The sequence below is a fragment of the Peribacillus sp. NPDC058002 genome, assembly GCF_042886655.1.
In the GTDB taxonomy this organism is placed as follows: Bacteria; Bacillota; Bacilli; order Bacillales; family DSM-1321; genus Peribacillus; species Peribacillus aracenensis.
The window spans coordinates 1-1,371 of the sequence record NZ_JBHVQU010000498.1 but is presented as its reverse complement, the minus strand read 5'-3'; the positions used below and the strand labels follow the sequence as shown (position 1 = coordinate 1,371).

Genomic DNA, 1,371 nt, shown 5'->3' with positions numbered 1-1,371 from the left:
AGTGAGAAGTTAAAATATTCAAAGAAAATTAATTAGAAATTTATTTTTAACATATATCCTTTCAGTATCACTTGAAAGGAGTTTTTCTATGAGGAAAATGTTGAAAGTATCAAAGAATATATTTTTTACCTTCATTGCTATTATCATATTTGTAGCAATAGCTGTTTTTATTTACCATAATTATCAAAAGGAAAAGGAATCATCATTAATTAGAGAAGGAACATCGGTTGATTTTAATAACAAAGGAATTCATGTATATACGGAAGGCAGCGGTGAGGATACATACGTTTTTATGTCCGGTTCCGGGATTGCGGCTCCAGTTTATGAATTGAAAGGATTATATAGTAAGTTTGCAAAAGAAAATAAAATTGCAGTCATTGAAAGAGCTGGATATGGATACAGTGATGTTTTTCACGATGATAGGGATATTGATACAATATTGGAACAAAGCAGGAAATCATTGATGGAAAGTGGAAATAAACCTCCTTATTTTTTGGTTCCACACTCAATATCAGGTATCGAAGCAATTTACTGGGCACAAAAATACCCAAGTGAAGTAAAGGGAATCATTGCTTTGGATATTGGTTTACCGCACCAATATGTAACTCATAAAATGGGCATGGTAGATTCATTGACTGTAAGAGGAGTGAATATTTTAACGAAAATGGGTTTGCACCGCCTTTTTCCTTCTACTGTTTATAATCCCGAAGTGATTCGGCAATCATTCTTAAGTGACCATGAAAAGGAAATATATAAAGCACTATCATATAAACAGTTTTTTAATGATGATATGGAGCAAGAGCTTTTACAGAGTTACAGTAATGGGAAAAAATCAGTGAACTTACCGATTCCAAAAGGTACACCCATTTTATTTTTAGATGCGATTGCCGATGAAAATAAGGATTCTAAATATACAAAACAAAAAAATGAAGATTATGAGAAGTTTGCAGAGAAACTATTAAAAGCCGATGTAATAAAACTGAAAGGGACGCACAGCATATATTTATATGCGCCAGATGAGATATATGATCTTGCCATGGAATTTATCAAATGAATAAAGAAAGGTTTTGTGATGAAAAGATATAATATTTTAATAGTTGAAGATGACTTGATGATTGGTGATTTATTGAAAAAAATTTTGCAACGCGAAGAATACAATGTACGTTGGATGAAAGAAGGAAAAGATATTATAGATATAATCCATGAGATCGATTTAGTCATTATGGATGTTATGCTGCCAGGAGATGATGGCTATCAAATTACCAAGAAAGTAAACAGTCTAGGATTAAATATTCCAGTTATTTTTCTATCTGCCCGAAATGATATCGAAAGCAAACTCCAAGGTTTGACAATGGGTGAGGATTATATGAC

Annotated in this window: 2 protein-coding genes; both read left to right on the top strand. The window is 32.1% G+C overall.

The genetic code is table 11. The features are described from left to right. The first annotated feature begins 88 nt into the window (after nucleotides 1–88). A complete protein-coding gene (locus tag ACFVSH_RS26655) occupies nucleotides 89–1,054 on the top strand; it encodes an alpha/beta fold hydrolase (protein ID WP_387708828.1) in 966 nt (321 codons plus the stop codon). A gap of 18 nt (nucleotides 1,055–1,072) precedes the next feature. Further along, nucleotides 1,073–1,371: response regulator (locus ACFVSH_RS26650; RefSeq protein WP_387708826.1), on the top strand; the 299-nt coding region annotated here is incomplete at its 3' end.